The sequence below is a fragment of the Shewanella sp. c952 genome, from assembly GCF_019654975.1.
GTDB lineage: Bacteria > Pseudomonadota > Gammaproteobacteria > Enterobacterales > Shewanellaceae > Shewanella.
Window position 1 is genome coordinate 1 of record NZ_BPEW01000056.1, and the last position, 19,888, is coordinate 19,888.

Sequence of the window (19,888 nt, forward strand, 5' to 3'; positions counted from 1 at the left end):
AGGCTGGCTCTTTTTTATTTAATCTTTCTTGTAAACGTCGTGACAACCTTTGCAGCTTTTTCCTGTATTCATAAAGGCTTTTTTGATCTCCTTCTTGTCGCCACTTTCTGCAGCTAAAGCAAGCACGGCTGCATTTTCTTGGAAGGTCTTCATTTTTGCGTCAAAATCAGTTTTATCACTCCAGATTTTTGCAAGTGCTTCAGTTTCACCTTTATCAGAACCACTGACAAAACCTTCAAGTGGCAGCTTTGAAAGAGCTGCAACATTTGTTGCACGCATGGCGAACACGCTGGCGTCAAAGTCTTTCTTACCTTTGAGCATTGCGCCCATGTCACCAAAGTTATAGGCAATCATTCCAAAAGCTGATTGACGATAATGAATAGCATCGTCAGCTTCTTTAAAATTGTTGGCTTGTACACCAGTAGCTATAGTAGCTGTTGCAGCTAGCGCGATAAGGCTCATCTTTAATGATTTTTTCATGGTTATTCTCACGTTTTTATTATGTTATGCGACTTGTTGCACACATTGTACCTACTTTTGGCTAGCTGACTCCATTCGTTTTTGAGTAAAGTTACTCTTAGTTACAATTGAGTGAGAAACAGCACTTAAATTTCTTATCTCAAAATGCGTGACTGGAAATTGAATCCTGATAAACTGGCTGTAATGATGCACTAGTACACCATTGAGGCTGAAATGCGCGCAGAGTGGGATTTAGTTTTAGATAAAGTCATGGCACAAAATGATCATAGCGCGCTTGTTACGCTGTTTGAACTGTTGTTGACTGAAGAGGAACGCAGTGCAGTTGCTGGGCGATTAAAGGTTTTTCAAACCTTACTGCATAAAGAGATGAGCCAGAGACAAATCGCTCAGGAATACCAGATTAGTATTGCTACCATTACTCGTTGTTCTAATTACCTTAAGCATATGACAGAGGAGCAGCGTCAGCAGATAAAGCAGCTAACGCTGTAAGATTTGTCTACATGCATTTAGCGGCAAAAATCTTATGTTTACGGTAACCGACTCGTCGAAAGAATATGTAGAGAGCAAAGCTGCATAGACAAAGTGCCAATATAGGCGCGAGCTTTGAATTGTGTTGACTTAGCAATATGGCGCTAAGAAAACAGAACGCCGGAATATGCTCATATAGCGGGCTTGGTATCCAGCCTTTCTTGCGCCGTTTTTTAGCATCTGTGCGTCTATTATTGGAGCGTAAAGAATAAATTCTGCTACCCCACAGATAGACAATTACCGCTAAAAATTGCGCAAAAGCTTGATCGAACAGTAATATTCCTAAGCTACCTATAGCGACATAGCTTAGGGGTAAAACTTCGTAAAGTGGTTTCGATAGCATTGGCAAATCCTTTGCGCAAAAAATGATGCTATTGAGTGTAGAGCATAAAAAAACGCGTTTCATTTTTGTAATGAAACGCGTCTTAAATCAGTCTAAAGAGCTAGATTACTTTAGTGTCTGCAACCACAGCCACCGTTGCCATCGCAACCCTCTTTAGCTTCTTTGGTTTCGTCGTCACTGCAACAACCACCTTCGTGGTTGTGCTCATGCTCGCCACCACCACAACATCCACCTTCATGGGAATGTTCATGTCCGCCACAACTAGAACCCGCATGAATGTGACCGTGAGCAACCTCTTCTTCTGTAGCTGTGCGCACTTCTAGTACTTCAACGTTAAAGCTCAGTGTTTGACCTGCTAAAGGATGGTTGCCATCTACAATAACAACGTCATCTTTAACTTCTGTCACTTGAACAGGTCGTTGTCCCATTTCAGTTTCTGCGATGAAACGCATGCCTGGGACGATATCTTCGATGTCACCAAAAGCTGATAATGGGACTTCTTGGCATAGACCATCATGGTATGCACCATAGCCTTGCTCTGCATCTACAGTTACATCAAGTACGTCACCTTGCTCTTTACCTTCAAGAGCAGCCTCTAGGCCTGGGATCATATTTTCTGCACCGTGCAAATATAGCATCGGCTCGCCTTCAAAAGAGCTTTCTACAAGCTGGCCTTTTGCATCTGATAATCGGTAATGGATGCTTACTGCACATTTTTCGGTGATTTTCATATTGGCTCCAATCGGTAATTTGCGCGCATTCTAGCTCGGATTGTGTCAATTTGCGACAGCTTGGATCGACTTATGCTACCTAAGCCACATCTTTATTAGGAATCGATTTGGCTTAATAAATGTGATTGACTAGCTCTTATAGCTAAACATCATAAATAGTGCTTTTTAATTTTATCAGTAACCGCGCTGGATTCTTGGTTAGGCCTTTGAGGCTAAAATGTAAAAATGAGCCCGGATTATAAGATTTGACTATTACCCATATCGTTAATCCATATTGATTTTACAATGTTTATACGCTGTGTAACATCTTAATTAACAAAGGTTTAGGTGGTGACGTCGTTTCTGTTTACGTTAACGTAATATTGGGGGCGGTAAAGGTGTATTAACGACTGCTTATTAAAATTGTCATTTATAGCGCTTTATTGCTGTTTATTCGAGAACATGGCTATTAATAACAATAATGAGAATTTAGGGGTTGACACTTCTTGGTTAAAAAGCAATTCTGTTAGTACACAAATTATTCCAATTGGATTAAAGCTAATTTATATGTCTAGCCATCAGTTAATGATCACCACGATTATTACAACCACCACGATTACCAACGTGGGGGCGGGCTAAGCACAATCTGATATAAGTTAAATATCAAGCCCGCTCCCCACAAAGGAGCGGGCTTTTTTGTTTCTTAATGTGGCGCGGTACAAGGAGTTTTCGATGAAAGTAATGAAATTTGGTGGAACCTCGCTTGCAAATTGGCAGCGATTTAGAACTGCAGCCGATATTGTAATCCAGTCTGCAAAAGCTGAAAGTACAGCGGTGGTCCTATCTGCGCCAGCAACGGTAACCAATGGTTTAATTGAAATGGTAGACGTTGCGGTAAAAGGCGGCGACTATAAAGTTGTATTAGCTAAAGTTGAGCAGGTTTTTAATGCTTTATATGGTGATGCTGGGAGCTCTTTAACTGACGAGCAAAACCAGTATCTGGCAAACAGGTTGCAACAGCAATTGAGTTTTTGGAGCAATAAGCTCGCCGGCATGAGTTTACTCAATGAGTGTCCTGAGAGTGTCGAAGCCGCAGTGTTAGTGGGCGGTGAGAAATTGTCTTCTGCATTAATGGTTGAAGTAATGAAGGCCGCTGACTATTCGTCAGCGATATTGGAACCAGAATCTCTGCTGGTAGGACATGGTCCGCGGTTGGAGTCTGTGGTCGATATTGAAGCGAGTAAACAGCGATTTAGTGCATTAGATCTGAGCGCTGCTCATGTGTGGGTTATGCCTGGTTTTACCGCTGGAGATAGTGACGGTAAGATTGTGACTTTAGGGCGTAATGGCTCCGATTACTCTGCAGCGGTACTATCAGCCTGTCTAGAAGCAAGCTGTTGTGAGATCTGGACCGACGTTGATGGTGTGTACAATACTGACCCTCGAGTGGTCGCCGACGCCAAGCTTCTTTCACAGATGAGTTACCAAGAGGCGATGGAAGTCTCCTATTTTGGCGCAAAAGTTTTACACCCAAAAACAGTTGCGCCAATTGCTCAATACCATATTCCCTGCTATATCCGAAATACCTTAAACCCTAAAGCCGTTGGCACCTTAGTGTCTAATGAGCCAGATGAAACCGGACTCAATGTAAAAGCTATCTCAAATCTCGATGATCAAACGATGTTTGATGTTTCTGGACCGGGCATGAAAGGCATGGTGGGGATGGCGAGTCGTACATTAGGCGCGATATCTCGTTCTGGCGTGTCAGTATCACTGATTACACAAAGTTCATCTGAGTACAGTATTAGCTTCTGTGTTGCTACTGAAGATGCAGCTAAAGCGAAATATGCGTTAGAACAGGAGTTCGACTTAGAACTTAAGAGTGAATTACTAGAACCTATCGAGATGCGTCATGAATTGGCTATTGTCTCTTTAATTGGTGATGGTATGCGCACCCATAAAGGCGTTGCTGCCAAATTCTTCCAAGCTTTGGCGCAGGCGACAGTCAATATTGTTGCTATTGCACAGGGCTCATCTGAGCGCTCTATTTCTGCAGTTGTCGAGCAGCGAAAAACCAAACATGCGATATCTGCCTGTCATCAATCATTCTTTGATGTGCAGCACTATTTAGATGTATTCCTTGTTGGCTGCGGTAATGTTGGTGCCGGTTTACTTGAGCAGATTAAACAACAGCGTCAGATGTTAAAAGAGCAGCATATTGCCGTACGGGTATGCGGTATTGCTAACTCTAAACAGATGCTATTAGATGCTCAAGGTATCGACTTGTCTAACTGGCAGGGATTGTTAGCTGAAACAGAGCAGGCTGCCAATATTGAAGAGATGCTGCTGTGGGCTAAAGAGCAACAGTTGTTAAACCCTGTGCTTGTGGATTGTACTTCTAGTGAGTTTATCTCTGATCAATATCTTGCGGTAATGAATGCCGGACTGCACGTTGTTACGCCGAATAAGAAGGCTAATACTCGTGACATGGATTACTATCGTTCGCTGCGCCAAACGGCGTTAAAGCAGCGGCGTCAGTTCCTTTATGAAACAACCGTTGGTGCGGGGTTGCCTGTTATCGACAACCTTAAAAAACTACTATTTGCCGGTGATAAACTATTACGTTTCAATGGCATCTTATCGGGCAGTTTATCGTACATTTTTGGTATGTTAGATGAGGGGATGACGCTATCTCAGGCCACTAGTATTGCCAGAGACAAGTGCTTTACAGAACCCGATCCTCGAGATGATTTGAGCGGTATGGACGTTGCGCGAAAAGTATTAATTCTGGCTCGCGAAGTGGGCATGGAACTTGAGTTATCAGACATAAATGTGGAATCAGTATTACCTGAGTCATTTGATGCATCGGGCGATGTTGATGCATTTATGGCTAACTTGCCCTCTGTTGATGCTGCAATTGCACAACGCATTGAGGCGGCGAAAGCCGAAGGAAAAGTATTGCGTTACGTCGGACAGATTGATGATGACGGCTGCAAAGTAAAAATAGCTGAGGTGGACGCGAGTGACCCACTTTATAGCGTCAAAGGCGGCGAGAATGCCTTGGCATTTTATAGCCGCTACTATCAACCAATCCCATTTGTATTAAGAGGTTATGGTGCCGGAACTGATGTCACTGCGGCTGGTGCTTTTGCCGATATCTTAAGGACGTTGAACTGGACACGTGAGGTGGGCGTATGAGCGTAACAATCTATGCTCCTGCTTCAATGGGCAATGTTGGGGTGGGTTTTGACTTACTCGGCGGCGCGTTAGCACCTGTTGATGGTAGCTTACTCGGTGATAAGGTCACCGTTGAAAGCGCTGAGCAAGGGCTTGAACTCATTGTTGTCGGTCATTGGGCTAATAAGCTTCCTGCCAATCAAGATGAAAATATAGTGTATCAATGTGCTGTTTTTTTCCTTGAGCATTTAGGAAAAAATGTAGGGCTTAAGCTGACACTGGAGAAGAACCTACCTGTTGGCAGTGGTTTAGGCTCTAGTGCTAGCTCAGTTGTTGCTGCATTGATGGCACTTAATGAGTATTTTGAGCAACCATTTTCCGAGCAGCAAGTACTTAAACTCATGGGTGACTTTGAAGGTAAGATTAGTGGCTCCGTGCATTACGACAATGTGGCTCCTTGTTTTCTAGGTGGTATGCAGTTAATGCTAGAAACCCCACAAGCCATTTGTGAACCTATACCGACTTTTAAGCAGTGGTACTGGGTGGTCGCTTACCCTGGTATTTCATTATCAACAGCACGTATGCGTGGCTTAATGCCTGAGCATTATTCAAAGCAAACGACCATCGATTTTGGTCGCTACTTAAGTGCGTTTGTACATGCTTGCTATAAGCAAGATGACAAGCTTGCTATTGCGGTACTAAAAGATGTACTTGCTGAGCCATATCGCGCTGCTGAAATCCCACAATATCAGCAAGCAAAGTCTGCACTGAGTGAGTTAGGCATGTTGACCACAGGAATTTCGGGCAGTGGTCCGACCCTGTTTACCATTACAGATGATGCGGAAACAGCACAAGCTGCCAAGCTGTGGCTAGATGAACACTACATAGATCCTGAACTGGGTTTTTCTCATATATGTCAAATTGATGATTTAGGGGCGCGTCGCGTCTAAATAGATTTTTACGCTTTTGCCTAATGCAGCGCAATCAGCGAATAGATATAAAGAATTAAAGGAAATAGTCATGGAATTGTACAACCTAAAGCATCCCTCACAAGTCGTGAGCTTTACTGAAGCAGTCAAACTGGGGCTTGGAAAAGATCGTGGGCTTTTCTTTCCTAAAAGCATCCCTAGCTTAGAAGATATCGACAGTATCCTTGCCTTGCCGTTTGTTGAGCGCAGTAAAAAAGTCATTGGAGCTTGGCTTGCGTCGGAACTGGGACAAGAGACAGTAGATCGATTGGTTGAGAAAGCATTCAATTTCGACCTGCCTTTGGTACAAGCAGATAAAAACCTCTATAGCTTGGAGCTATTTCATGGGCCTACGTTAGCCTTTAAAGATTTTGGCGCTCGTTTTATGGCGCAATGTCTAAATGAGCTAGCTAAAGATGAAAAGATAAACATTCTAACAGCGACCTCAGGGGATACTGGCGCCGCTGTTGCTGATGCATTTTACGGACTTGATAATATCAATGTCGTTGTTCTATATCCCAAAGGCAAAATCAGTCTATTGCAGGAGAAGATGTTCACTACATTAGGTGACAATATTCATACTGTTGCAGTAAGTGCCGATTTTGATGCATGCCAAACATTGGTAAAACAATCATTCGAAGACAGTGATATCCGTGACGGCTTGCACCTTAACTCTGCAAACTCAATTAACATTAGTCGCTTGCTGGCACAGATTTGTTATTACTTTGAGGCTGTTGCGCAATACAGACAAAGCAATAATGATGCTCCTGTTATTGCTGTGCCAAGTGGTAACTTTGGTAATCTGACTGCTGGTTTGTTTGCTAAAGCGATGGGGCTACCCGTTAAGCGCTTTATCGCCGCGACTAATAGCAATGATACCGTGCCACGTTACCTTGATAATGGTGAGTGGTCGCCGCAGTTAACAGTGGCAACTATGTCTAATGCAATGGATGTGGCAGAGCCAAGTAACTGGCCAAGAGTCGAGGCGATTGTTAAGGCGATGAACTGGTCTTTGGCCGATATTAAAGGCGTTGGAGTCTCTGAAGCTGATACCCGTGATTCTGTTAAAGCGCTACATAATGGGGGATATCTATCTGAACCCCATGCGGCAATTGCCGCTTTTGCATTGAATCAAACAATGTCTGCAGATGAAAAAGGGATCTTCCTTGGCACTGCGCATCCGGCTAAGTTTAACGAAGTGGTCGAGCAAGTGTTAGAGATAGAGTTAGCACTTCCGCCAGCGCTTGAAAATGTAGTGCCTAAGACTATTTTGTCAGCTGAACTTGCAGCCGATTTTGACGTCCTGAAGGCTCACTTGTTTGAAGTATTAGACAAATAAATTTATTGATTAAACTCAAATGAGATAAAAGAGAAGCTGTTATGGTTTCTCTTTTTTTGTGGTTGGTATGTGCGCCGTCTGTGTTGTTGTGCGCTTTCGTGTGTGTCTGTTGTTATGCTTGTGCTGCAAGGTTTTTGCGTGTTTACAACTGAAACTAAACGTATCACTTGAAACCTCCTTAGTGTTATTTGTACCATTCTTTTTGCTCTACATTTTCTATATTATGCGCGCAGTTTTCCTTGTGGGTGCATATCGGTGTTACGTTTCTTTGTCAGTATATTATTAGTTACTCTATTAAGTGGTTGCGCAAGCGAAGAGTTTCAGCTTTACCATAGAATAAATGAAGCATACGACTTTGAAGTGACTCACTGCGATAGTTTTGCCATGGTTACCGGCGTTGGACGTGGCGAAAATGCGCTGGCCGATGCTAAGCTCAGCGCTATCAAACAGGGTGAGGAGATCCAAGGCACGCATATAGTGTGGTTGCAAATCGACCAAGGTGAACCCACACGGGTAGTTGCAGTTATCTATAAGTGTTTACTTTAGTTCCGCTCCTTCCTACTTTTCTATTGTGGCACTAAGCTACGTAGCCAGTTAATTTCAGCTGGCCAAAGATCGGCGTCTATTGTTTCTAAAATCAGTGGGATCCCTCTTACAGCTTCAAGCGTCATTAACGTTGAAAATGCCTCTGCACCTATTTCCCCTTTACCTAATGATTCATGGCGATCCACTCGGCTATTAAGCTTCGTTTTACTGTCGTTAAGGTGCATAGCTTTTAAATAACGGTTACCGACGACTTTATCAAACAAATTGAAGGCTGACAGACAACTTTCTTGACTGCGAATATCATAGCCCGCCGCAAACATATGACAGGTATCAATACAGATGCCAACTCGTGACTTATCTTCGACACCATCAATTATCTGTGCCAGCTGCTCGAAGCTATGCCCAAGGTTAGAGCCTTGACCTGCGGTGTTTTCGATAACGGCAGTGACTTTAGTTGACTGCGATAGTGCAAAGTTTATCGATTCACTAATACGCGATAAGCACTTGTCTGTATCTATCTGCCTTAGATGGCTGCCAGGGTGAAAGTTAAGCAGAGTTAAACCTATCTGTTCGCACCTTGCGATTTCGTCATAGAAGGCTTCCCTCGACTTTGTAAGCAGCTCATCATCCGGGTGGCCTAAGTTTATAAGGTAACTGTCATGGGGGAGGATGGCATCCATTGAGATATTAGCTTCTGCGCAGTTTTGTTGAAACAGTGCTATCTGCGCTTCATCTAAAGGTTTACTTACCCATCTACGCTGATTTTTGGTAAAGAGTGCGAAAGCATTGGCACCGATGGAAGCGGCGTTTATTGGCGCATTAGCTATTCCGCCAGAAGCGCTGACGTGGGCGCCAATAAGGTGATGTGGTTGCATTATGGCGTTTTCCTATATTTGTGTTGCTAGGCAGCCAGCGGCTTAACGGCAATGAAAGTGAGTATTCTTCTTTTAATATTTACTTCAAGCAATAGAGTAAGTGATTGTAACACAGTCCAATTTTGTTGATCTCTATCACGAACAGATTGATTATCATTTTGTTATAGTTGGGTGTTATTCGTACGGTTTACTAATATTGTATCTAGTGGGGGTTAATTCGGGTGGAGAAAACTATGCTAGCCAGACTCATGCACGATCACAAGCATATTGGTATTTTGCTTAAGATTTTAAAAACCAAACATATTAAGCTAGCGGCCGGTGAAGGGATTAATTACAACTTGGTTCGCGACATTGTTGAATATATGCAGAGCTACGCTGAACACAGCCACCATCCGTTGGAGGAGGTGATCTCTGAGTTTTATTGGAACAAGTTAGGCAGGGCGCATATTAACGCAACGCTCACATCAGAACATAAGAAGCTAGTTGATGCATCAGCGTCGCTAATGGCTACTCTGAATCTTATTTTAAGTGATGTCGTGGTTTCTAAAGAGCAGCTAGTCGGTGACTTAGAGAGTTATGTCGAGATACAGCAGTCACATATGGATTTTGAGGAATCGACGGTCTTTCCTAAATGGCAGAATGTGATAACGGAAACTGATTGGCAAACTGTTGTGCAGATGTGTGATGCAAGGCTAATTGATGACCCGCTATTTAGTGAAAGCGACAATGTGCTGTTTGAAGAGTTGAAAGAGTATATTGAGACTGATGAGTAGCTGTGCCTCTGACGAAAATGAGAAACAAAAAAGAGCGCGTAAGCGCTCTTTTTTATGGTTACATCAGGAGGGTGTCCAATTCACCTTCAAAGCTGGTGTCAATGTCTTGAAGTTCTTTAAGTAAACGGTGCTTTTCCTTTAGAGCTTCAATTTCACGCCACTTCCGCTTCTTGTTGGAGCTTCTCGAGCGGCTTGGCTTCTCAACTATACTATCTAGCGCACTACCATAATCTAGTCGATTCATGGCAACCTCCTGTTGTTTATTTTGTCATCAAATAAATAGCATGTTTTTCAAGCATGGTGCAACATAAATGTTTCATTTATGTTAACTAGTTATGAAGTTTTAATGTTGGGCAGGAGGCGTTAATCTGGATAAACTTGAATTTAATTCATGTTTATTTGGGAATGTTGACGATGAAAATCAAAAAAACCAGTCGAAACTGGCTTTTTTAGTGTAATAAACTATTAAACTGAATGCTTAAATTTTATTCTGCTTGAATAGGTTAATTAACGCATTACTTGAAGTATCTAAATCTGTCGCATCAGATTGGGCTGTTAATCTGTCCAACACATCATTACCCAACTGTTTACCTAGTTCTACACCCCATTGATCAAAAGAGTTGATCTGCCATATCGCACCTTGAACAAAAGTTCTATGCTCATACAGTGCAATCAGCGCACCCAATGTTGTAGGTGTAAGCTTGTCCATTAGCAGTGTGTTGCTCGGTTTATTACCAGGCATCACTTTGTGTTGCGCAATAAGCTGCTTTTCACTATCTGACAATGAGCTGGTGCTTAATTCAGCTAATGCTTCGTCGAAAGTCCTTCCCTGCATTAATGCTTGGGTTTGGCCAAAGCAGTTTGAGGCTAGCTGAACATGGTGCTCACCAATTGGATTATGACTGTTCAATGGCATAATAAAATCGGCTGGGATAAGCGCAGTACCTTGGTGTAACAGCTGGTGGTAGGCATGCTGTCCATTCGTGCCTTCACCGCCCCAGATCACAGGTCCAGTACTGTAGTCCACATCAGTGCCATTAAGCGTGACTGATTTTCCGTTACTTTCCATATCAAGCTGTTGGAAGTATGCGGGCAGACCACGTAAGTAGTGATCGTATGTCAGTACTACATGAGATTGTGCATTAAAGAAATTACCGTACCAAAGGGAAAACATTCCCATGATCACCGGCATATTGCTTTCGAGCGGAGTCTCAAGGAAGTGATTATCCATTTCGTGGGCGCCAGCAAGCAGCTCACGAAAGTTGTCCATACCAACAAGCAGTGCGATAGGTAAACCAATTGCTGACCATAGTGAGTAACGGCCGCCAACCCAGTCCCACATTGGGAAGATGTTATTAGCGTCAATACCAAATTCAGTGGCTTTAGCAACATTAGAACTAACGGCAACAAAGTGCTTAGCGACATCTGATTGGGTAGCACCCTGTGCTAAGAACCAATCTTTAGCGCTCAATGTATTGGTCAATGTCTCTTGGGTGCCGAAAGATTTAGAGGACATGACAAATAATGTTGTCTCTGCGTTGAGTCCTTTAAGCTTTTCAGTAATTGATGTGCCATCAACGTTGGCAACAAAATGACAATTTAGTTGGCCAGTCCAATATGGACGCAGCGCTTGGGAGACTATTTTAGGACCTAAAAATGACCCACCGATTCCAATACTCACAACATCAGTAATGGTCTTGCCTGTATAGCCTTTCCAGTCACCAGTTGTTACCGAGTCAACAAAGCCTTCCATCTTGTCTAAGGTTTGCTGAACTTCAGCAACAATGTTGACACCGTCAACATCTATAACCTTATCTTTTGGCGCTCGAAGTGCTGTGTGCAGTACTGCTCGCTGCTCAGTATTATTAATGGTGTCACCAGCAAACATTGCTTTGATTTTTTCTTCAAGTTTAGATTCTTTTGCCAATGCAAAAAGCAGTGATAAAGTTTCTGTTGAAGCTCTATTTTTAGAGTAATCTAAAAGCAAGCCGCATGCCTTGGTAGACATATCATCGAATCGCTGTGGCTGTTGTTGAAATAGCTCGCGCATGTGCGGCACGGTTTTACTGTGCAGCTCTAGTGCTTGCCAACTGGCAAGCTGAGTCAGTTCGGTCATTTTAGTAGTCCTATTCCTTTAAGACGATAGCTCTGCTTTAAGCATGACTTCAAGTTTACCTTGGTCTACTGCAAAGTTACGGATCCCTTCAGCTAGCTTTTCTACAGCCATTGGGTCTTCATTAAATTCCCAGCGGAACTGTGCTTCAGACATCGCAGGCTCGGCCGCAACCGTTTCTGTTGCAGGTAGCAATTTTTGTACGATAGGTGTATTGCTGTTTGATAACTCTTCTAACAGCGCAGGGCCAATAGTCAGCCTGTCACAACCTGCTAACTCGATGATTTCACCGGTGTTACGGAAGCTTGCGCCCATTACTACAGTGTTAAAGCTATGACGCTTATAGTAGTTGTAGATACTTGTGACAGACACTACACCTGGATCTTCTGCCGCTGAGTACTCTAGACCTGTATCTTTCTTATACCAATCTAAGATACGGCCTACAAATGGAGAGATTAGGTAAACACCTGCTTCTGCACAAGCTCGAGCTTGAGCGAAACTAAATAGTAGCGTTAGATTACAGTTGATACCTTCTTGTTCAAGCTCTTTCGCTGCGCAGATCCCTTCCCATGTAGAGGCAAGTTTGATCAAAATACGTGACTTGTCGATACCCGCTTCTTTGTACAGCTTGATAAGCTTGTGTGCTTTTGCGATAGAAGCTGTTTTATCAAAAGATAGACGTGCATCCACTTCAGTAGAGATGCGACCAGGAACAATTTTAAGGATCTCTAAACCAATATTTACCGCAAGTTTATCGCCAGCATCTTCAATTTGCTGTTCAAGATCGTCACTTTGGCTTTTTGCCCAAGTAATGGCGTTCTCAATGAGGCCACTGTATTCAGGAATTTGTGATGCTTTTAGAATGAGTGATGGGTTCGTTGTAGCATCTTCTGGCTGGTAACGTTTTATGGCTTCAATATCACCAGTATCCGCCACGATAGTAGTGATGGGTTTAAGTTGTTCTAATGTGTTGGCCATGTGAATTACATCCTTCTCAATGAGCAGCATAAGTTTGATGGTTAATTAGCAGGTATTAAAAGCCATTTTAATGATCATTCCAACTAAATATGAAAAAAAATTACAGAAAAGTTGCAAAAAATCAGTAAAACAGCTTTTTTTGGTAATATTGCTACCAATATTAACACTCCATTCTTGCAGTCTGATGAAATCTCTGTGCTATAGGCTGCTAAATCATAAATATTGGTAAAGAGCTAAACCTTAGTTGTTGAGTATAGTGGCTGCAACAAATAAACAAAAAGCTCACAGCCATGAAAAGCTGTGAGCTCATTTAAATCATCTCGCAAATACTATATCAAATATTATCGAAATAATGAGATGTATAGTGATGTTGATTGATAATTCTTACTTTAGCACTGGCACTTTTTCAGTACCGCTTACATGCGCTTCAATACGACGGTTAGCTTGGTTAGCCTCTTTAGAGCTTCCCTCAATTAACGGTTGGGTAATGCCGTAGCCTTTAGATGACACTTTACCCGGTGCAACACCATACTTATTGATTAGAATATCAGCAACAGCAATTGCACGACGCTCAGACAGCGCCATATTGTAATCAGCAGCGCCAGTATTAGAGGCATGACCTGCTATGACGACTTCTGAATTTGGGTGTTGACTCATGTATTCGGCTAGATCCTTAATGTCACTGTAAGATGACTCTTTCACAGTGGCGGAGTTACTGGCGAATTTAGCTTCAATCTCAAATTTATCTTCAGCGTCTTGATAGATAGTACAGCCATTACTATCAACTTTGTGAGTGGCTGGAGTATCTGGACATTGGTCCATATCATCATTAACGCCATCGTTATCAGCATCACCAACCACAACAGCGACAGGCACTATTGGCTTAGACTTACTGCCGAAGCGATAGCTTAGCTCTAGTCCCCAATAGTTACTCTCCATCTCAAGTGTTTTCCACTTGTCTTCGTCTAGGTTTTCATAACGACGATACTTAGCTTGTAGCTTTAGGTTATCGGTAATGTTGTAGCCGATACCAGCTCCAATGTATGGCGCTACGCCGCTATCACTATAGTATTCGCTGCCGTAATTTTTGTTGTTGGAGATGAGGTAGTTCAGTGCGCCAGCTTCTGCTGATAAGCTCCAACGGTTGGCAAATGGCCAGAAGGCGACTAAACCTAGGTTCATGCCTCGAGCGCCGACGTCATTAAGCTTGTTTGAGTAGTCCACCCATTCAGCGCGGCCTAAGTCGCGATAGCCTAACTCAACACCAAAGTAATCATTAAATAGGTAACCAGCAAATACATCCCATGCATATGGGTCATCATCGCCACAGGTTTTCATGGTTTTTTGATCGCAATTGGGCTCGTAGTTGTTGATACCGACACCGCCACCAACGTACCAAGGGCTCATACCGTCTGCTGCGCTAGCAGCGAAAGGTAGCATTGAAGTCAGCAATACAGCTTGTAGAGTTTTGTTCATCATTCGTAATCCTTATGTTTTATTTATAAAACTCCTCCGTCTACTTAATACTTAGGTAGTGCCAGCACTTATCACGGAGATCCTTTGGTTTTATAGCTGACTGACACTATTATCCGTCGCAAATGTAAGATTTTCCACTTTATTGTTAATATAAATGGTTAAGTTGATAACAAAAAAAAGGTGCCTTCTTGAGAAGGCACCTTTTTATTTGGGATAATTTAAGGAGGCGTTATCGCGTCCAAACCCAGTTTTCAATGCTTATAGGGTCAACGCCGTTAGCTTTGATGTAGTTTCTGTGGTCAACCAAACGTTGCAGCATATCTGTCGTTAATGCGACGTGTTGAGTCTCATCAATAACGCCTTGCTGGAATAGTTTGTAGGCCATATCAATAACAAGGTGGTAGCGTGAAGTACCATTACGAACGCCCATGTCAAATGGTGTTGTTGTTGAACCTTCTTCTTCGTAGCCTTTGATTCTGAAACGGTCGCTGCCTTTGTAGTCAAACACTAGTTTCTTAATCGTATTCGGGTAGCCGTGGTAGTTGAATACTACGCCTTTATCCGCGGTGAATACTTCGTCCATTAACCATGGCTTGCCTTGGAAATCTAAGCTACCTAAGCCGCTACTAGTTAGCTCTGTGACACTCACAAAACGAATTCGAACGCGTGGTAGTATCTCTCTGATAAGTACCAGTGCAGCCATCGCTTCTTGAGTCACGTAGTCACCACAACCCACGAGTACCACATCTGGGTTTTCATCAGAAGCGAAATCCCAAACCATGACACCGTCTTTAGCTTGTTGACGTGCTTCATCAAGTGTTAGCCACTGTGGAAGATCTTTCTTACCAGCAACTAAGATGTTTAACTTGTCGCGGTCAGCGTATGCACGCTCAGTATAAACAAGAGTACTGTTACCATCAGCAGGTAGGTAAGCAGAGATAATCTTTGGATGTTTTTCTAACATCGCACCTAGGAAAGATGGGTTCTGATGAGAGTAACCATTGTGGTCTTGGCGCTCAAGCAGTGACGAAAGTACGACGTTACATGCAGGCACTGGTTTACGGAAATGTACACCTTGGCTAGCGTAAACGTATTTACAGTATTGGTCAGCCATAGACGATACAACTTGTGAGAAAGCTTCATAAGTTGGGAACATTGCGTGACGGCCAGTTACTGTGTAACCGTGTAGCATACCGAAAAGTAGGTTTTCAGATAGCAACTCAATCACGCGTCCATCACGAGACATATCTTCGTCCCAGCTTTCGATAGGCCACTGCCATGCGCGGTCAGTTTCTTCGAACACAGCTTGTAGCTGGTTAGAATAGGTTTCATCTGGGCAGAAGATACGCAAGTTACGTTGGTCACGGTTAAGTTTAAATGCATCACGCATCCACTCACCCATCTTGAACATTGATAGACCACGTTGACCACGAGGTGTCTCTGGTCCGTAAGCTAACTTTTCAAGATCTGGGTTTGTTAAAGCGCGAACCACTTCACCACCGTAACTTAAGTGCTGACGTCCACAAGATAGTTCTTTAGGTGGTATAAGAGACTGAATGTCTTTGTCGAAAATCAGCTCACCTTGCTCGTTAATGCTGTAAAGCTCGTTAAATTTGTAGCTAGCAAGCCAAGTATTTAGTGCGTCAAGGTGACCTTTATCGGTTGCACACTTGTTGACGATGACTTGGTGAGATTCGCAGTTACCTTCTAGCTTCTTACCATTATATTCTGAAGTACCGGTCCAACCTTTCGCTGTGCGCATTAAAATAACAGGCCAGCGTGGCTTAACAACGTCTTCGCCCGCTCTAGCGCGAGTTTGAATGTCGTTGATCATCTCATAAGATAAGTCCATTGCGGCAGTCATCTGCTCATAGACATCTTGTTCTAGCTCATCATCAACAATGATTGGGTGGTAACCAAGACCACGGAATTCTAGATCAAGTTCTTCATGGCTCATTCTTCCCATACGAGTAGGGCCTGAAATCTTGTAGCCATTAATGTGTACGATAGGAAGTACTGCGCCGTTGTTCTTTGGTGATACTAGACGGTTTGCATACCAAGAAGCGGCAAGAGGACCGGTTTCAGATTCGCCGTCACCAATTAGGCAAGCTGCAATTAAATCAGGGTTATCAAGTACGGCGCCCCACGCAACTGAAAGTGAGTAACCAAGTTCACCACCCTCTAGGATTTGACCTGGTGCTTCAGGGTTTGCATGAGAAGGGTAGCCATATGCTGCAGAGAACTTTTGGCAAATATCAGTGATACCGTCTTCGTTGTATGGGATGGTGTCAGGATAAAAATGGCTGAGTGAACCTTCCATGAAGAGGTTCGCTTGTACTGCTGGGAAACCGTGACCAGGGCCAACAAGGTATACAAATGAGCGGTTATGCTTAGTAATCAATCTATTAACGTTCGCGTATACGAAGTTAATGCCTGGGCATGTTCCCCAGTGACCAAGTAGTCTTGGCTTAATATCAGTGTGAGCTAAAGCACGTTTGTGTAGCACGTTTTGCTTTAGGTAAATTTGTGATGTCGCCAAAAAGTTAGTTGCTCTAACGAATTTCTTTAAGGAAACGATCTCTTGTTGATGTGACATAAATAACCCCATTTACGTAATCAGAAAGTTAAACAAATTTGATGGGAACTACTATATTTGTAATTTTATTACAAAAACGTGTCCTACATCTTATTTATAGAAAGTAATTTGTACTGATAAATGTAGTAAAACTAGATGTAAATGATGTGTTATTTTAGTTAATCTAGTTAGATATGTTTAATAGTTCCTGTGATTCGGATGTCAGCGAAATGATGATGTGTGATCTGTATCACTCAGGGTTAAAGCAATGCTATGCTATTTTGCAGCGCGGAATGCGGCAGGCGTGACAGTAATTTAATCACGTATGGATAATTCAAAAAGAAAATCTGCCGACATTTAAATACATTAGGAAGGATAAACACAAGCCAAACCTAATCCAGTGTCACAACGCTCGATTATGTTTGTCGTGGGGATAAATAATAATTATGTTCGAACCGTTAATTAATGCAGTTGAATCTACGATCAATGCCGTCAATGGTGTGTTGTGGGGAAGCTTGCTGATCTATGTTCTAGTTGCCGCAGGCGTACTCTTTACACTTCGTTTAGGCTTTATACAGTTTAGATTGTTTGGCCATGGGGTTAAGTTAGTGCTCCAGGGACGCGAAAAAGTCAATGGTATTTCCTCATTTCAGGTGTTTTGTACTTCAATGGCTGCTCGTGTTGGTACCGGTAATATGGCTGGTGTTGCAGTTGCGATAACAGTAGGTGGCGCAGGTGCAATTTTCTGGATGTGGCTAATTGCACTTCTTGGTATGGCAACAGCGTTTATCGAATCAACACTTGCTCAAGTCTACAAAGTTAAAGACAGTGAAGGGCAATATCGTGGCGGTCCTGCTTATTACATGGAGAAAGGCTTAGGTAAGAAGTGGATGGGAATACTGTTCTCCATACTACTTATTATTGCTTTTGGTTTTGCTTTCAATGCAGCACAAGCTAACACCATGACCGATGCATTGAATAACGCATTCGGTTTGGATAAGACACTTGTTGGCTTAGTCATTGTTATGGCTTCTGCTTATATTATTTGTGGTGGCTTGAAAAAGGTTGCACGCGCTTCTGAGCTTATCGTGCCAGTGATGGCCGTCGCATACTTAGCTATCGCAATGGTTGTTTTGGTTATTAATATTGACCAAGTGCCTGCAGCATTAACGTTAATTGTTAAGAGTGCATTTGGTTGGGAAGAAGCGGCTGGTGGTGCAATGGGCGCAATGATGGCGGGTATTGCTCGTGGCTTGTTCTCAAACGAAGCGGGTATGGGTAGCGCAGCGAATATTGCTGCATCTGCAACGCCAAATCCGAACCATCCTGCGTCACAAGGCTTTGTACAGATGATTGGCGTATTTGTTGATACGATAGTTATCTGTAGTGCATCTGCGGCAATTATCCTACTGTCTGGTGTGTTAGATAATCCAGGTGAGCAGAAGGGTATTGGTCTATTGCAGTTAGCGCTTAGCAATGAGCTAGGTGGTTGGTCTGCATACTTCATTGCATTCGCAATAATACTATTTTGTTTCTCATCTATTATTGCTAACTATAGCTATGCAGAAAACAACATCATGTTCCTGACTAAGAGTAAGAAAATTCTTTATATTTTCCGCGGTCTAGTATTGGCGATGGTGATGACTGGTTCTGTGGCTTCGTTGCAGTTGGTTTGGAACTTCGCTGATGTCTCCATGGGACTTATGGCTCTAGTCAATATTGCGGCGATTGTGATGCTGTCTAAGGTCGCATTTGCTGTTGTTAAAGATTACGAACGTCAAATCAAGCAAGGTTTGGTTCCAACATTTGATGCCTCTCAATTCCCTGAAATAAAAGGTGTTGAGACTGGTGAATGGTCTGATGAACAGAGCGCGACCAACAAGTCTTAAACAAGAGTTTAAGCTTGATGCGGTAAGTTGAATTAGCGCAATCTAAAAAACCACGCTTTATAAGCGTGGTTTTTTTGTTTTTGATCAGTATGATTGTCACAGTTTAACAATATCTATGTATAGGACATCACATGCTAATTTTGGTTTCACCTGCAAAAACACTAGACTTCGAAAACCCAGCTGCGACTCAGAGTTATTCTATTCCTACGCTGTTGGGTCAAAGTGAGCAATTGATTGATGTCTGCCGTAAGCTAACGCCAAGCGATATCGCCTCATTAATGAAGGTCAGCGATAAAATTGCTGGTCTCAACGTAGCAAGGTTCAGTAGTTGGGATGTAAATTTTACCACCGAAAATGCTAAACAAGCCGTGTTCGCCTTTAGAGGTGATGTATATACGGGGCTTGATGCTGATACATTATCAGAAGCTAGCTTACAGAAAGCGCAGCAGCAGCTACGGATCCTATCTGGCCTATATGGATTACTGAAACCTTTAGACTTAATGCAAGCTTATCGATTAGAGATGGGGACGCGCTTAAGCAATGCTAGAGGGACAAACCTTTATCAGTTCTGGGGCGACATTATTACTGATGAGATTAACCAGACAACTGCAGCTCAAGGCGATGAGTTCATCATCAACCTTGCTTCTAACGAGTACTTTAAAGCTGTTAAACATAAGCAGTTGACCGCAAACTTAGTGACGCCAGTCTTTAAGGACAAAAAGAACGGTCAATATAAGGTGATCAGCTTCTTTGCTAAGAAAGCTCGGGGGATGATGGTGCGCTATATTCTGGACAACAATGTCGAATCATTGGATGCACTGATAAAATTTGATAGCGCTGGTTATTATTTTAGTGAAGCAGAGTCAACGGTTACAGCGCCTGTGTTCTTGCGAGAAGAGCAGTAGTCACTAGGGGCTGTTGATCTTTCGAGCTTAGTTTTTGTTCGAATTCAATTATTTTAGTGCAAGGCTTGAGCGATGATGCTTAGCTCGCTAAGCGAAAAGCTCGTAACGCACTCTTGTCATAAAAGAATAAAAGAATTGAAACGAACCCGAAGGGCCGCGCTTCTTGGCTATTTTGACTGTGTTGTAGGTTATTTGTGGAGAATGACTAAACGA

At 42.8% G+C, this 19,888-nt stretch carries 16 protein-coding genes; 8 read left to right on the plus strand and 8 right to left on the minus strand.

What is annotated here, in order from left to right; all coding sequences use genetic code 11:
- Positions 1-18: 18 nt before the first annotated feature.
- Positions 19-462: a cytochrome c gene (locus K5R16_RS21130; protein ID WP_259649971.1), complete on the minus strand. Its 444-nt coding sequence runs from the start codon at positions 460-462 to the stop codon at positions 19-21.
- A 231-nt stretch (positions 463-693) separates the two neighbouring features.
- Here K5R16_RS21130 and trpR point away from each other — a divergent pair, with 231 nt between their 5' ends.
- Positions 694-969 (plus strand): trp operon repressor, encoded by a 276-nt coding sequence (trpR, locus tag K5R16_RS21135; RefSeq protein WP_220740281.1) that lies wholly within the window; start codon positions 694-696, stop codon positions 967-969.
- 492 nt (positions 970-1,461) lie between these two features.
- Here the strand turns inward: trpR and slyD are convergent, their stop codons facing one another.
- Positions 1,462-2,082: a peptidylprolyl isomerase gene (slyD, locus tag K5R16_RS21140; RefSeq protein ID WP_220740283.1), complete on the minus strand. Its 621-nt coding sequence runs from the start codon at positions 2,080-2,082 to the stop codon at positions 1,462-1,464.
- Between the two features lie 711 nt (positions 2,083-2,793).
- On the opposite strand from slyD, the gene thrA reads away from it, so the two are divergent.
- From thrA to K5R16_RS21160, 4 genes are all read left to right on the plus strand, one after another.
- Positions 2,794-5,259, plus strand: a complete 2,466-nt coding sequence (gene thrA, locus K5R16_RS21145) for a bifunctional aspartate kinase/homoserine dehydrogenase I (RefSeq protein ID WP_220740285.1) — start codon at positions 2,794-2,796, stop codon at positions 5,257-5,259.
- The gene (thrB, locus tag K5R16_RS21150; protein WP_220740286.1) at positions 5,256-6,188 is read left to right on the plus strand and encodes a homoserine kinase; all 933 of its coding nucleotides are present in this window, start codon (positions 5,256-5,258) and stop codon (positions 6,186-6,188) included. Before thrA ends, thrB begins: the two co-directional genes overlap by 4 nt.
- 70 nt (positions 6,189-6,258) lie before the next feature.
- The gene (gene thrC, locus K5R16_RS21155; RefSeq protein ID WP_220740288.1) at positions 6,259-7,545 is read left to right on the plus strand and encodes a threonine synthase; all 1,287 of its coding nucleotides are present in this window, start codon (positions 6,259-6,261) and stop codon (positions 7,543-7,545) included.
- Between the two features lie 255 nt (positions 7,546-7,800).
- Positions 7,801-8,091 carry a hypothetical protein gene (locus tag K5R16_RS21160; protein WP_044556026.1) on the plus strand — a complete coding sequence of 97 codons (291 nt, stop codon included), beginning with the start codon at positions 7,801-7,803 and terminating at the stop codon, positions 8,089-8,091.
- Between the two features lie 20 nt (positions 8,092-8,111).
- Here the strand turns inward: K5R16_RS21160 and nfo are convergent, their stop codons facing one another.
- A complete protein-coding gene (gene nfo, locus K5R16_RS21165; RefSeq protein WP_220740290.1) occupies positions 8,112-8,966 on the minus strand; it encodes a deoxyribonuclease IV in 855 nt (284 codons plus the stop codon).
- Positions 8,967-9,199: 233 nt separating this feature from the next.
- On the opposite strand from nfo, the gene K5R16_RS21170 reads away from it, so the two are divergent.
- Entirely contained in the window at positions 9,200-9,739 is a 540-nt protein-coding gene (locus K5R16_RS21170) for a hemerythrin domain-containing protein (protein ID WP_259649970.1), read from the plus strand.
- Positions 9,740-9,797: 58 nt separating this feature from the next.
- Here K5R16_RS21170 and K5R16_RS21175 read toward each other — a convergent pair whose 3' ends face one another.
- From K5R16_RS21175 to K5R16_RS21195, 5 genes are all read right to left on the minus strand, one after another.
- Entirely contained in the window at positions 9,798-9,983 is a 186-nt protein-coding gene (locus K5R16_RS21175; protein ID WP_020913769.1) for a DUF3545 family protein, read from the minus strand.
- Positions 9,984-10,217: 234 nt separating this feature from the next.
- The gene (gene pgi / locus K5R16_RS21180) at positions 10,218-11,855 is read right to left on the minus strand and encodes a glucose-6-phosphate isomerase (protein WP_220740294.1); all 1,638 of its coding nucleotides are present in this window, start codon (positions 11,853-11,855) and stop codon (positions 10,218-10,220) included.
- Positions 11,856-11,873: 18 nt separating this feature from the next.
- Positions 11,874-12,830 (minus strand): transaldolase, encoded by a 957-nt coding sequence (gene tal, locus K5R16_RS21185; protein WP_220740296.1) that lies wholly within the window; start codon positions 12,828-12,830, stop codon positions 11,874-11,876.
- 384 nt (positions 12,831-13,214) lie between these two features.
- On the minus strand, positions 13,215-14,309 hold the full coding sequence (locus K5R16_RS21190; RefSeq protein ID WP_220740298.1) for an OmpA family protein: 1,095 nt from the start codon (positions 14,307-14,309) through the stop codon (positions 13,215-13,217).
- A 226-nt stretch (positions 14,310-14,535) separates the two neighbouring features.
- Complete coding sequence (locus tag K5R16_RS21195) at positions 14,536-16,902, minus strand: phosphoketolase family protein (protein WP_220740300.1); 2,367 nt, start codon at positions 16,900-16,902, stop codon at positions 14,536-14,538.
- A 425-nt stretch (positions 16,903-17,327) separates the two neighbouring features.
- On the opposite strand from K5R16_RS21195, the gene K5R16_RS21200 reads away from it, so the two are divergent.
- Complete coding sequence (locus K5R16_RS21200; protein ID WP_220740302.1) at positions 17,328-18,770, plus strand: sodium:alanine symporter family protein; 1,443 nt, start codon at positions 17,328-17,330, stop codon at positions 18,768-18,770.
- 131 nt (positions 18,771-18,901) lie between these two features.
- Complete coding sequence (gene yaaA / locus K5R16_RS21205; RefSeq protein ID WP_220740304.1) at positions 18,902-19,675, plus strand: peroxide stress protein YaaA; 774 nt, start codon at positions 18,902-18,904, stop codon at positions 19,673-19,675.
- The last annotated feature ends 213 nt before the right edge of the window (positions 19,676-19,888 follow it).